The following is a 13,826-nucleotide window of genomic DNA, read 5'->3' as shown; positions in this document are numbered from 1 at the left end:
ACCCCCTATGCTTTCACTTGACGAGTAAAGAGCCGCTCTACTGGCTCGCGAATAAGTCTATCCATAGCGCCTGTAAAGAAGATGACCAAGCCTTGGATAACCATGATGAGTTCAGGGTTCAAGCTCGGCATTTCAAATTGCAGCTCGGTTCCGCCTTGATACAAAGCACCAAACAGAATCGCGGCAATAATGATTCCAACTGGGTGATTTCGCCCCATAAGCGCCACAGCGATGCCTATAAATCCAAAGCCACCGGTGAAGTTTAGAATTAGGCGGTTATGCGCACCAAACACTTCGTTAACGGCCATCATGCCCGCTAAACCACCTGATATGGTCATTGCGATAATGATGATTCTCTTTGCATTAATTCCTGCATATTCAGCAGCAGACGCATTTTGTCCAACCACTCGGATGGCATAGCCCAAACGAGAGCGGAACAATAATAGCCATACTAACCACGCCATGACTAACGCGATAAGCAGTGATGGGTTAAGTAGGGAAAATGGCAATTCAAACCCGTTTGCAGCGCCCCATTCATGCAACTTAGGGAACACCGCTTCAGGGTTGAAATAACGTGAATCTGTCGAGTTACCGCCATATTTAGCAATATGCTCTACCAATGCATACCCCATCACAGAAAACGCGATAAAGTTGAACATGATGGTGGTAACAACAATGTGCGATCCACGCTTAGCTTGAAGGTAGCCTGGGACAGCTCCCCAAAGCGCACCAAAAGCAGCGGCAACGATAATCGCTAGGGGTGCCATCAACCAAACAGACAAAATGCCGTCGAGCAACAACATCAATATGCCGATACCTAAGCCAGCTATATAGGCTTGCCCTTCACCACCGATATTGAATAAGCCGGCGTGAAAAGCCACAGCCACTGCAAGACCCGTGAAAATAAAGTTTGTAGAATAATAAAGCGTGTTACTTAAACCGCCATATTCAAGGTTAGTCGCCCCTTTAATCATGACTGAGAATGCTGCCAAAGGGCTTTCTCCAACCAATAACACGACGAGGCTAGATACCACCAAAGCGAGAATCAGCTGGAGCAGCGGAACCAGCGCTACATTTACCCATCCAGGTACGGTCTTGTTCATTATGCTTCTCCTTCAGCACTGGCATTGGCCATGAGCAGACCAAGACCTTTCTCGTCGGTTTCGCTCGCTTTAACTTCACCCGATATCTCACCGTCGACCATTACAATAATTCGATCAGACAGAGACATTATTTCGTCCAACTCTGTGGAAACAAGAAGTACCGCAGCGCCATTATCTCTGGCTGCAATAATATTTTTATGAATAAACTCTATAGCACCAATATCCACACCACGCGTCGGCTGACCAACCAAAATGACATCGGGATGTTTCAACATTTCACGCGCGATAATCAGCTTCTGTTGATTACCACCGGAAAAATTAGCGCTTTTAAGATGAGGGTCGACGGGTCTTACGTCATATTGCTCCATCATGTCGCGCGTGGCACCATCAATAGCTTTCAAATCAAGAAGTTTAGAGCCGTATTCTTCATTATGATGGAAGCCAAGGATGGCATTTTCTGCCGCTGGCATAGTTTTCACCAATCCCTGCTTGATACGGTCTTCCGGTATATGACCAATACTCAGTTCGCGCATGAGTGCAGCATCACGGTTCACAGACGAGGTAAATTGATGCGAACCTTTCGAGGTCGATACCCTCAGTTCGCCTTCTTGTGGCACCAGCGTGCCGGAAAGGACATGAAGAAGCTCGGACTGACCATTACCAGAAACACCTGCCACTCCAAGGATTTCTCCCGCTTTGACGTGGAAATTAAGGTTCTTGAGACGCTTGACGCCACGATCATCAAAATAGCTGACATCTTTCACTTCAATGCGCGTTTCTTCTGGCTCAGCTTCTGATTTATCGACATTGAGAAGAACCTTACGACCCACCATTAGTTCTGCAAGTTCTTGCGGATTGGTTTCAGCTGTCGGTCGATACGCTACCATCTCACCTGCTCGCATAACGGATACATTATCCGTTACCGACATAATTTCTTTTAGCTTATGGGTGATCAGTATGATGGTCACACCCTGCTCTTTTAAGGTGCGTAAAATATCAAAAAGCTGCTCAGTTTCTTGTGGTGTAAGAACCCCCGTAGGTTCATCCAAGATAAGAATACGGGCACCACGATACAGCGCTTTTAATATCTCGACTCGTTGCTGTAAACCAACAGGCAACGAGGAAACCAGCGCGTGGTTATCAACTTCTAGACCGTACTTCGTTTCAATTTCATGCAATGCCTGTTCAGCATCTTTTGCGCTATGAGAAATCAAGCTGTGGCTTTCAGCGCCGAGCATAATGTTCTCAATAACCGTAAAGGTTTCTACCAACATGAAATGCTGGTGAACCATTCCGATTCCAAGATCGATGGCGTCTTGAGAGTTTTTTATGGCAACTTGCTTTCCATCAACGTGAATGGATCCCGAATCCGCTTCATAAAAGCCGTACAAGATCGACATTAGCGTCGATTTACCCGCACCGTTCTCCCCCACAATGCCGTGAATGGTGCCTGGCTGGACAGCAAAATTAATATCTTTATTTGCCCAAACCGCGCCAAAGCGCTTATTAACGAGTTTTAACTCAATGGCAGGACTGCTCATTCTCTCTCCCTGAGTGACTGAATGAATCGATAACTAACGTTGGTTTCGATGTGTATCTTTGCAACGACAAATCTTTAGACTTTAAGATTATAAATGCGACTTTGAAAAGCTCATTGAATTCAATTCACTGAATTCTTTACTCATTTTCACCGCTTGTTCTCGCAATATAACCCAGTAACATCTGCCACAGCACCACCAATATTGATAATTATATTTATACTCAATACTTGGGGCTCAGAAACTAAAAAGCCGGACACAGATCAGCCATGTCCGGCATTTCTTACTACTATATTAGTAAGTACAAGCGCTATTTGAGAAGTAATCGTGGACAACTACTTTACCAGCGATAATGTCGTCACGAATTTGCTCTACTTTCGACGCCATATCTGGACCAATCAGGCTGCCATTGTGCTCATCAAGAGCCCACGCAACACCTTCTTCTTTCAAACCTAGAGATTGAACACCTGAAGTAAATTTACCTGCGTAAGCATCCATGAACGCGTCTTTAACAGCGACGTCCACACGCTTAACCATAGACGTCAGCATCACGCCAGGGTGAAGGTGGTTTTGGTTTGAATCTACGCCGATCGCGTATTTTTTCTCATCAACTGCGGCTTGATAAACACCAACGCCAGTACCACCCGCTGCTGCATATACAACGTCAACACCTTGGTCAAACTGAGACTTAGCTAGCTCTGCACCTTTTGTTGGGTTGTTCCATGCTGCAGGTGTAGAACCTGTCATGTTTTGCACAACTTTTGTGTCTTTGCTGATGTATTTCGCACCTTGCTCATAACCACAAGCAAACTTACGGATAAGAGGGATATCCATACCACCGACAAAACCAACAGCATTTGATTCACTCTTCATTGCTGCTAGAGCACCAACAAGGAAAGAACCTTCGTGCTCTTTAAACACAACACTACGAACGTTTGGAAGGTCTACCACTGAATCAATAATAACGAAATTCGTTTTTGGAAATTGCTTCGCTACTTTTTCAACGATAGGTGCTTGTTGGAAACCAACTGCCACGATAGGATCATGACCACGCTGAGCCAAACGTAGCATTGCTTGCTCACGTTGCGCTTCGTTAGTGATTTCAAACTCACCGTACTTAATTCCTGTGTCCTTCTTAAATGCTTCCGCACCATTGTAAGCCGCTTGGTTGAAAGATTTATCAAACTTACCGCCCATATCAAAGATCACTGACGGTTTAAAATCTGCTGCTTGAGAAGCAAAAGTTGCTAGTCCAAGCGCTACACCTACCGCGACTGACTTAAAGGTCATCATCCAATTTCTCCATGTCATTTGGTATAAAGTAGTAAAATTAGCACCTATCCCCAAATACCTGTGTAATTATCGCCCAATTTTTTACAGTTTCTTGACATGATTCACGACTGTGAAGAAGAACATATTCAATTCGAACAATAGTTAATCGTTTGCGCAAATATTTTGAGCACAATTCTTGTATACAAAATCAACAATTCGTTCACAAGTTGAAACATTCACTAGGATATTTCGCATGGAAAACAGAAGGTAAAGCGAGCTCCTTTTGATGATTTTATCAGCTCAATTCGCCCTTTTAGGTATTGAGTAACCAAAATATAGGCGACATGCAAGCCTAACCCGACGAACCCTTGGCTCCTCTCTGTCGTGATGAAAGGTTCAAATAACGTTTCCTCTACATCAGAAGACACCCCTTTACCATCATCAATGTAGTCCACTTCTAACTGCCCATTATTGTGACGTACATTGACCCAAATCTCCCCTTGCTTATCTCCGGAAAATCCATGGTGATAGGTATTGGTTACCAGCTTTTGTAAGACATCATGCACAATCCAAGTATTGAGTTTGACTGTAAGTGCAGGGTCGCACTCAACATTAAAGCTCACTCCAAGCTCTTCCCTCGTTGCGACCGATTCCAACCCTTCTGTCATAAAGCGCCCTACATTAACCGGCTGAACTCGGGTTTCGGCACCGACAGCATCCAACTCTCTAAATGAATCGATTAAACGGGATTGCTTCGATGTGTTGTTAAGACCAATCGTGGTGAAATCACGTATTGATTCTAACGTTGAGACCATATTACTCTTAGAAAGAGCACCACTTTCAATCGAATTTTCTAACGTATCAATCGTGTCTCGAATAGCTGAAAAAGTACTGATGCAATTCCCTATAGGCGTATTCATTTCATGAGCAACACCCGACACCAATTTCGCCAGTGAGGCCATTTTCTCAGATTCAACCAACTTGTTTTGCGTACTTCTTAGCTGGTTTATTGCATCCGTCTTTTCTTGAACTAAATTCTCCAGCTCTCTTTTGGATTGACTAATGCTCAAATGATTTTGCACGCGAGCGATCAGCTCTTTCTTTTGAAAAGGTTTGCTTATGTAATCCACTGCGCCAGAAGAAAAGGCTTTTTCTTTTGCATCTTGGTCTGTCAATGCCGTAAGAAAGATGATTGGAATATCAACGAATTCAGGGTTGCTGTTAAGAATTTGGCAAACTTCAAAGCCATTCATCTCAGGCATATTTACATCCAAAAGAATCAATGAAGGCTTGATTCTCTCCACCCGACTTAATGCAGTTTTACCATTATTTGCAGTGGCAATCTTATAACCCAACTCTTTTAAAAAGCCGGAAGCGACACCTAAATTTGATGGGCTATCGTCCACTATAAGTATTGAAATATCATGGTCGCTCATTAATGTAATCATCCACCATATCGATTATTTTCTGATCATCAAACTCGTGAGCGAATTTAACGACACGTTCTGTAAACTCAGGGAAATCGGTTGAAAGAGGCTGTACCATCTCTTGGATGTCATCTATGAAACCATCGACGGCTAACGTTCGAATATTGGAAAGCACTTCCCCACTAGGCACTCTAATTTCCCCTTCTACTTCAATAGATTGTGACTGTAATGCTACTGCGCCATTCATCACCCTACTCACGTTAGTATAGGCGAGGAATCTTTTAAGCTCTTCAATAAGGCTATCTCTATCAACAGGTTTCGTGATGTAACCTTCACAGTGCTTTATGTGGCTTTCGAGCGACTCCGACAATGCAGACGCCGTTACTGCAATGATTGGAATATCCTGATATCGAGGGTCATTCTTCAATATTTCAGAGGCTTCTCGACCATCCATATTGGGCATTTTTATGTCCATCAAAATTAGGTCAGGTGTACTCTTCTCTACTCTTTCTAGCATTTGGATGCCATCGTCCGCATAGTCAATCGTGAATGGGAAATCGGTTAAAAACTGAGCCAGAATTTCTTGGTTGTAATCCACATCATCCGCTATCAAAATTTTGGCTGGTTCAAATGAAACAATAAGGTTTTCATCTACTGGAACATCTTCTCCTTCAATTGCTTTCGCTGGCTTAACCAGTGGCAGAGTTACGGTAAACGTTGTACCTGAACCAAACTCACTGGAGACAGAGATTTGTCCTCCCAACAACTCAATTATTTGTTTGCTAATAGCAAGCCCTAAACCTGTCCCACCAAAGCGGCTTTCCGTTGCTTCTGCCTGTTCAAATGACCCAAATATTTTGTCTATCTGGTCTTTTTTGATCCCTATCCCTGTATCTTCTATCTCAAATTCCAGCTTAAAATCTTCTTCAACGGGAATGGCTCGAGCCGTGACCTTCACATAACCTTGCGTGGTGAACTTTACGGCATTACCAATCAAGTTAATGAACACTTGCCGTAGTCGATTTTCGTCCATGAGCAGGCTTTCGGGCATGCCTTTTTCGATTTCATAGATAAGTGCAAGGTTACTGCTGGTTGCCTTGTGGTCGAACATATCGTGCAATTCTTCAAACATTTTGGGCACCGATGTAGGCGCCATATGAAACTCAAGCTTACCGGCTTCCACTTTTGATAGGTCCAGAACGTCATTAATTAGATGGAGAAGGGCTTTTCCTGAGGTTCTGATTTTATTGATGAAGTTGAGCTTTTTAGGATTGGCTTCTTCCGAATGAAGTATTTCAGAAAACCCAAGGATCGCATTCATCGGAGTGCGAATTTCATGGGACATATTTGCCAAAAACTCCGACTTGGCTCGGTTCGCTTTTTCAGCGCCTTCTTTGGCTTTCTCCATTTCATTAACCGCATGACGCAATTCTTCTGTCCTTAACATCACCCGATCTTCCAACTCTTCATTGAGCTTTCTCACTTTTCTTTCTGCAACATCTCGCTCCTGAATCTTCAAATTTAGCTCGGTGATGTTGTCTTTTATGGCGCTTTGCATGAAGTAAAAGTTACGGGCTAACTCACCGAATTCGTCACGTCGGGTAATGTTGATTTTGTGATTGATATTACCGTTAGCAATCGCACTAAAATCTTTAATTAGCTGGGATATCGGTTCAATGAAAGAACGCGCCATTAAAATAGCAATCGCAGCAGCTAACAAAACGAGTACCAAACCAGAAACAATCAGTAACACGGCAACACGCTTAGTGGCATCTTCTATCACTTGTTGAGAAATAGAGGTAACCAAATACCCAAGTACAACACCTTTATCTTTTATCGTGGATGCGAGCCCCGTGTGAATTTGTCCATCAATATCTTTAAGGTCTAACTGTTTTTTCCCTGTACCAATACGAATATCGTCCTCAAGCTTTGTGAACAAACTAGAGCCGTCTATCCGATTTCTAGACTCGTCGTATAGCGAAATTTCTACCCCTAAATCCACTTCTTGAATCGCCAAATCAAAATCCCAGCTCCTTTGCAATACCAGTACACCACCATTATCGAGCTCGAAGCTGTAGCTAATGCCTATTGTGCCGTCCGAAAGCGTCGTTAATTCTGTTCTGGGGGAACCAAAAAATTTCTTCGGAAAGTTAAGAATGGGTTCGATGTCTTTTTTACGTAGAAAGTTACGCGAGTCCCAGCGAATCAACGTCGTTTCATTGATGATGATCCCATCTAATTCGCCATTAAATTGCGCATAAAGATAGTTAACGCTTTCATCAAATACGGGGGAGGAAGAGTTAGGATCAGCCGGTAAATAAATCGCATAGCTGGATATATCGTAAAGGCGCGAAAATTCAAGTAGGTACTCGCGAACATCTGGATAGAAAGTGAGTACCCCAATAAAATCTTCAGCGGTAAAAATACTGCCTCGCTCAACACCCATTAAGAATTGTGTAGATCCGCTATTGCGAAACGCTTCATATTGGCGATGAATATGAGGGAAATCGTCTGAAATTCGTCTTTGTAGAGAGCTCGTGGCGTTATGCAAACGCGCCTCGTTTTGACGATTTATTTCACTTCTCATCAAGACATTAGAAGCGACAATCGAAAGCACGATTGTGAGCGCAACCAACAGTGGAGTAAAAACAAAAAGTTTGGTTTTAAAGGTCATTCAGCCTTCCAGCTATTTACTAGATTCTTTCGTAAAAAATGAGAGACATTTTCTTGATTGACGACGACCGCGCCAATATTCACCACCTCAGGAAGCAGGGTGATACCAATGGATGAGATATCATTAGCAACCGGAATATCCTCACCGACTCTATTGTGGTAGTCCTCCAACAAGGAAATGGAGAGATAACTCATCATGGCTGTTTTCGCTACGATAGAGGAATCAATCACACCGCTTTCAATAAATTCGAGAACTGTGTCCTCTCGATCATGGACCACAATTGCTAAGTCTTTGTCCATTAATCCAAGCTGACCTATCGCATTCCCTATCCCTACACCAGAACTGGAATTCAGCCCTATTAACCCACTAAGGTCTGGGTGATCACGCAAGAGCTTCATGGTGACTTGACTCGCTTGATCGGTATTGGTTTTATCGTCCACTTCAGCAACTATTTCCCATTCCGTATTTTTTAACCCATCGATGACGCCTTGTTTTTTTAAGGCTGTATTACTGGCTAGATTAAGAACTAAACCGAGCTTACCTTTGTTGCCACCAATACGTACGAGCTCGCGGGCTGTTAAGAGACCAGCCTGATAGTTGTCCAAACCAATGTAAGTATTGGCATTGTGGTTTTCAGGCGCTGCTTCAATAGCAATAACTTCAATGCCTTTCTTTCTTGCTTCCACTATCAATGGCACAACATTATCTACCCAAAGAGGGACGATAATGCCGTCAGGATTGGCGGCAATAGCGGTTTCCATTGCTTTATATTGAGCATTCCAATCCGGCCCCTGCGGTCCTAGCGTGGCAATATTCACATTCAGTTTCTTGCTGGCGTATTTAAAACCTAACTTGATGTCACGAACGTAAGGATGAGCTAGAAAAGCGCCTACAAAATAATAGGTTCGTTTGCTATTTTCTTCTGCGATTACATTGGGGATAGAAAAGACAAGCAAAAGAGCAGGCGCTATGAGAATTCGCGCCAAGGCTTGTTTAACAAGAGCTATCAGCATAGTAAGTTCCATCTCAATCATACCTTTCATTCAGTATAGACAGTCATCACGCATTATGTGTAAATTACCAATAGATTGAACACGTTGAGCTGTTAAAGAAAAAATTCACTTTACTGTCAGGAAGCTTTGACGGTACATCAGGCACAAAAAAACCCGCTTAGCTAAGCGGGTTTTGAATAAAAAGCGATGTGATTTACTTCACTAAGCCAGCTTCTTTGTAGTATTTTGCTGCACCAGCATGAAGAGGCGCAGATAGTCCATCTTTTGCCATTTCTTCTTTTTTCAGGTTGTTGAATGCAGGGTGAAGGCGCTTAAAGGTATCGAAGTTTTCGAATACTGCTTTCACGATTTCATATACTACTTTCTCTTTTACGTCAGTAGAACTTACGAACGTTGCACCCACACCAAACGTTTGTACATCTTCTGTATTGCCACGGTACATACCGCCTGGGATGGTTGCTACGCGGTAGAAGCTGTTGTCCGCAATAAGTTTCGCTACAGCAGGACCGCTTACTTCTACAATCACACTGTCACAAGATGTTGTTGCTTCCTTAATTGCTCCACTCGGGTGACCAACTGTGTAGATCATTGCATCAATTTTGTTGTCACAAAGCGCTTTAGACTGCTCAGACGCTTTCAGCTCTGAAGCAAGTTTAAAGTCTTTCATTGTCCAACCTAGCTCGCCCATCAGTACTTCCATCGTACCGCGCTGACCTGAACCTGGGTTACCAATGTTTACTCGCTTACCTTTAAGATCTTCAAATGTCTTAATGCCTGCATCTGCACGTGCTACGACAGTAAACGGTTCTGGGTGTACAGAAAATACAGCACGAAGATCCTTAAATGGACCTTTGTCTTCAAACTTACTTGAACCATTGTATGCATGGTACTGCCAATCTGATTGAGCAATACCCAAATCCAACTCACCAGCACGAATCGTGTTGATGTTATAAACCGAACCACCAGTACTCTCTACAGAACAACGAATACCATGGTCTTTACGCCCTTTATTCACCAGACGGCAAATAGCGCCTCCCGTTGGGTAGTAAACACCTGTAACGCCACCTGTACCAATAGTTACAAAGTCATCAGCTGCGTTCGCGGTTGTTGCTAAACCCAATGCACCAGTCAACCCCATCACAACACAAGCCGTTTTCAAGAACGTCATATCCCTTTCCTTCTGTTGGTTAGCATGCAACACACATGCGTTTCTGTCTCTGGAAACATAGTTCCGTTTACGTAAGTTTTACAACTTTAACAAATAACATAGTCTAATTTAGTATGCGAAATTTTCATCTTAAAACATGAAGTTATTCGCCACATCTCAATATTGACTCAAATTCTTTAGCATTGATCACATTCAGGTTGATTGCGTTTGCTTGCTGAACAAGTTGAGCGACTTGGAACTCGTTTCCCGGAGACAATTCTCCATTTGGTAAAAAATGATTATTTTCAAACCCAACCCGTGCATCTCCACCTAATAACATAGCAGAGATAAGGCACTGCTGTTCCAATCGCCCAAAAGCGCACACGCCCCAAGCAATATCCGAATTAAGAAGCTGTGGAGTCAGCATAGGCAATAGATCAGCGGGATGAGATTCTAATTGTTTGTGGTAGCGCCCAAGAACAATCAATAAATGCTGGTTCGTATTAGGGATAATTTGCCGGTTGAGCAAATCAAAGTAGCGCGTGAGGTCCGTTTGGTTATAAACAATCCACTGTATGAGGATGTGTTGTTGGTTGGCTAAGCTGAAAAAGTCTCGCGCTGTCGCTTCAGACGCTTTATTTGGAATCAGTTCTTTGATGGCACACGAAACTGCGGGCGGGCGGACTTTTTCAATTAAGGTCATTTGCTCTGTTGAGGAAAACTGCCCAACAGCTTCCGTGGTCAATTGAATCAGAATTTGATTCCCTAATTCAGCTTTGAGTTCAGAAAGCAGAGCAGCGTTTTCTCGTATCCCAAGTGTATGCTTTCCCTCTAACGTTCGAGCATGCACATGTGCCATCGCTGCGCCAGCTTGCGCGCTGGCTTTCACATCTTTAACAACATCTTCTATAGATATTGGGATATTAGGGTGATCGCCCTTCATCTTTCGTGCGCCATTTGGAGCAACGATTATGGCTGGCATACTGCCTCCAATGAAAATAGTCGGCTAAAGGTAGCTTGCAGTTTTTCAACCAATTCTGATACTTGCGATGGTGTCATGATGAAGTGTGGCGCCAACAACACGTGATGACCATTTTGACCATCAATGGTGCCTTTCATTGGGTAGCACATTAGCCCTTCTTCCATCGCCATTTTCTTCACCTTTTTTTCCAATTGGCTATTTGGAGAAAAAGGCGTTTTCGTCTGTTTATCCTCTACAAATTCGATACCAATGAATAATCCTCTTCCTCGAATATCACCGATATTAGGGTGATCACTAAACGCTTCATTCAGCTTCTCGAAAAGCAAATCACTCGTGGCCTGAACGTCTGAAACTCTGTTTCCTTCAACAATTTCATTGATTGTCGCTAATGCGGCAGCGCAAGCCATTGGGTGCGCATTGAACGTATGCCCATGTTGAAAATACCCGGAACCATTGGCGATGGTTTTGTAGATCTGGCTGCTTACGATGGCTGCACCAATGGGTTGATATCCACCACCGAGCCCTTTCGCAACAGTCACAATGTCGGGCACAATCCCTTCTTGTTCAAATGCATAGAATGACCCAGTTCTACCCACTCCACACATCACCTCATCTAAAATCAGTAACACATCGTATTGGCTGCAAATTTCACGTATACGAGCAAAATAACCCTCTACAGGCACCAATGCACCGGCTGTCGCTCCAACCACTGTTTCCGCGACAAATGCCATCACATTCTCTGCCCCCACTTCAAGAATCTTATTTTCTAGTTCGTTTGCGACACGTTGCCCGTATTCAAATTCGGATTCACTTTCTAGCTTATCTCGGTATGGATAGCACGGGGAAATGTGATGCGTCGTTTTCAGCAATGGTCGAAATGGAGCACGACGCCATTCATTGCCACCAACGCCAAGCGCACCTAATGTATTTCCGTGATAACTCTGTTGGCGCGCAATAAACTGAGATTTACTCCCCTGACCTTTTTCCAGATAGTATTGGCGCGCAAGTTTCAGTGCCGATTCAACGGCTTCTGACCCACCACTAACAAGGTAAACATGGTTAAGTGAGCTAGGACTTACAGACACCAATGTATCGGCTAATTTTTCTGCAACATCGGTTGTAAAGAAACCACTGTGAGCAAATGGCAACGCCTCCATTTGTCGCATCATGGCATTCTTAATTTTTTGGTTGTTATGACCGAGGTTAGAGACCGCTGCTCCGCCACACGCATCTAAATAACGCTTGCCATTTTGATCGTAAAGATAGATGCCTTGTCCATTTTTCACTGTGGGAGGTACATGGTGGCAATGTCGGTGAATGAGATGAGTCATGGCGAATCCTTACGTGCCTTATTCGGCTTGTTAAATTTCTGAATGCTTAACTTTCGGTTGCTTAGCTTTTCGTTTGCTTAGCTTATGATCACTTAGCTTCTGCTTACTTAGCCTCTGACTAATTAATAACCAAGATAAAGCTTTGCGATTTCCCGACAAGCGAATTATTCTCACTAGTATGAGTAAATGGAATAATGGTGATTCACCTTTAGTCTATTCTCTAAAATCTTAAGTAAGCAGAAGTTGTCCACCCATACGGAAAGTAACCACCATGCAGTTAACCAAACACCTGCCCTCTAGCCGAGCACTTCAAGCCTTTATTGTTGCCGCAAGGTGCCTCAGCTTTTCGGAGGCAGCCAAACAGCTTTACGTTACCCAAGGGGCAATAAGTAAACAAATTCAATCGCTTGAAACTCAGCTTGGGCAAGCCTTATTTGTTAGAAAAGGAAGTGGATTGGTACTGACAGAAGCGGGAAACCAGTACCTCAGTAAAGTCGTGCCAAGCATAGAAGCCATTCAGACAGCCAGTGCCGAAATGCAGCAAACTCATTCGGAAACAAACTTACTGCAGCTTAATGTGTCCCCTTCTGTTGCCAACCTTTGGCTTTTGCCTGAAATAGACAAGTTTCTCGCACAAAATCAGCGCTTAAGAATATCAGTTAACACCGGAGATGGGCGGCTACCCAAGGGGGGAATAGATGCTGATGTTTCAATTCGTTGCCTACCAATAGCCAAGCACTATGAGCATTCGGAATGGCTATTTCAAGAAAAGCTCATCTTGGTTGCCAATCCAAGCGTTGGTAAGCTCAGCTCGATAGATGAAGTACTCAGTTTACCTCTGCTTCCCCAATCTACCCGCCCGCAGCTTTGGGAACTGATGCTGAACAAAAGCCAGACTCAAATTTCGCCCAATTATTACCCTGTCGCATTTGAACATTTTTATATGTCTTTGCCTTTGTTGGCACGGAACTGTGGAGTCGCCCTTTTGCCCGATTTTATGGTGAGAAAAGAACTCGATTCTGGAGCGCTCATAAACCCGCTTGACGTGAGATTCGACAGCCCTTATGGCTACTACTTGATCTGCCCAAGCTATAAGTTGAGTGAACCTCATATTACCTCATTCACTCGTTGGGTTCGGTCACTGGAGCGATGAAAACAGCGTGCCCTATAGTGTGTTTTTTGAATAAATGAAGTAGTAATTGAAAATAACTTTATATTAACCTTTCATTTTCATATACAGATCAACATTACGTACCGTTTACATTCATATCAGTTACATTCTCTCTGCCTTGTGATCCTAATCTGAAGATATTTTCAGTTTACCGCACTTAAGACCAAT

10 protein-coding genes are annotated in these 13,826 nt (G+C 43.4%); 1 reads left to right on the top strand and 9 read right to left on the bottom strand.

What is annotated here, in order from left to right; all coding sequences use genetic code 11:
• Window positions 1–5: 5 nt before the first annotated feature.
• The 9 genes from Q8W40_RS03495 to Q8W40_RS03455 all read right to left on the bottom strand — a co-directional run bounded on the left by Q8W40_RS03495 (window position 6) and on the right by Q8W40_RS03455 (window position 12,487).
• Window positions 6–1,103 (bottom strand): ABC transporter permease, encoded by a 1,098-nt coding sequence (locus Q8W40_RS03495; protein WP_305395901.1) that lies wholly within the window; start codon window positions 1,101–1,103, stop codon window positions 6–8.
• Complete coding sequence (locus Q8W40_RS03490; RefSeq protein ID WP_305395900.1) at window positions 1,103–2,644, bottom strand: ABC transporter ATP-binding protein; 1,542 nt, start codon at window positions 2,642–2,644, stop codon at window positions 1,103–1,105. Before Q8W40_RS03490 ends, Q8W40_RS03495 begins: the two co-directional genes overlap by 1 nt.
• 291 nt (window positions 2,645–2,935) lie before the next feature.
• A complete protein-coding gene (locus Q8W40_RS03485; RefSeq protein WP_101115212.1) occupies window positions 2,936–3,934 on the bottom strand; it encodes a BMP family lipoprotein in 999 nt (332 codons plus the stop codon).
• 218 nt (window positions 3,935–4,152) lie between these two features.
• Window positions 4,153–5,349: a hybrid sensor histidine kinase/response regulator gene (locus tag Q8W40_RS03480; RefSeq protein WP_305395899.1), complete on the bottom strand. Its 1,197-nt coding sequence runs from the start codon at window positions 5,347–5,349 to the stop codon at window positions 4,153–4,155.
• Window positions 5,336–8,014 (bottom strand): ATP-binding protein, encoded by a 2,679-nt coding sequence (locus Q8W40_RS03475; protein WP_305395898.1) that lies wholly within the window; start codon window positions 8,012–8,014, stop codon window positions 5,336–5,338. The genes Q8W40_RS03480 and Q8W40_RS03475 overlap by 14 nt, the downstream gene beginning before the upstream one ends.
• A complete protein-coding gene (locus tag Q8W40_RS03470) occupies window positions 8,011–9,027 on the bottom strand; it encodes a substrate-binding domain-containing protein (protein ID WP_305395897.1) in 1,017 nt (338 codons plus the stop codon). Before Q8W40_RS03470 ends, Q8W40_RS03475 begins: the two co-directional genes overlap by 4 nt.
• A gap of 193 nt (window positions 9,028–9,220) precedes the next feature.
• Window positions 9,221–10,195: a TAXI family TRAP transporter solute-binding subunit gene (locus Q8W40_RS03465; RefSeq protein ID WP_370693357.1), complete on the bottom strand. Its 975-nt coding sequence runs from the start codon at window positions 10,193–10,195 to the stop codon at window positions 9,221–9,223.
• 142 nt (window positions 10,196–10,337) lie between these two features.
• Window positions 10,338–11,156, bottom strand: coding sequence for a 3-keto-5-aminohexanoate cleavage protein (locus Q8W40_RS03460; protein WP_305395896.1), 819 nt, complete (start codon window positions 11,154–11,156; stop codon window positions 10,338–10,340).
• On the bottom strand, window positions 11,144–12,487 hold the full coding sequence (locus Q8W40_RS03455) for an aspartate aminotransferase family protein (protein WP_101115207.1): 1,344 nt from the start codon (window positions 12,485–12,487) through the stop codon (window positions 11,144–11,146). The genes Q8W40_RS03460 and Q8W40_RS03455 overlap by 13 nt, the downstream gene beginning before the upstream one ends.
• 271 nt (window positions 12,488–12,758) lie before the next feature.
• Between Q8W40_RS03455 and Q8W40_RS03450 the strand changes: the two genes are divergently transcribed.
• Window positions 12,759–13,640, top strand: a complete 882-nt coding sequence (locus Q8W40_RS03450; protein ID WP_305395895.1) for a LysR family transcriptional regulator — start codon at window positions 12,759–12,761, stop codon at window positions 13,638–13,640.
• Window positions 13,641–13,826: the final 186 nt, after the last annotated feature.

This window comes from Vibrio penaeicida (assembly GCF_030689305.1).
In the GTDB taxonomy this organism is placed as follows: domain Bacteria; phylum Pseudomonadota; class Gammaproteobacteria; order Enterobacterales; family Vibrionaceae; genus Vibrio; species Vibrio penaeicida_B.
Note: the sequence above shows the minus strand (reverse complement) of the source record. Positions and strands in the feature narration are given on the sequence as shown.